This is a genomic window from Pseudomonas sp. 32_A, from assembly GCF_017490905.1.
Lineage (GTDB): Bacteria > Pseudomonadota > Gammaproteobacteria > Pseudomonadales > Pseudomonadaceae > Aquipseudomonas > Aquipseudomonas inefficax.
Genome location: NZ_JAFGYI010000494.1, coordinates 1 through 243, shown reverse-complemented (window position 1 = coordinate 243; position 243 = coordinate 1). Strand labels below are relative to the sequence as shown.

The 243-nt window shown below is 62.6% G+C and carries 1 pseudogene; it reads right to left on the bottom strand.

What is annotated here, in order from left to right:
* Positions 1-243 (bottom strand): annotated as a pseudogene (locus J5M58_RS27575) (arginine-ornithine antiporter); the annotation flags it as partial.

Here is a 243-nt window from a genome sequence, read left to right as displayed (position 1 = left end):
CGCCGATGACCACGGCTGCAAAGATCAGCTTTTCCACGTTGGTGAAGACAGGTTGGCCGACTTCACGCTTGGCCTTGGCGAACAGGATGGCGCCAGGTGCGTAGAGCAGGGCCGAGAGCAGCAGGTACTTGAGCCCGCCGGCATACAACAGCCACACGGCATACACCAAGGCAACCAGCGCCACCAGCAGGTCCTTGCGGCGCAGGGCCGGCTGCCCATCGTAGGTTTCTTTACGCACCGCCA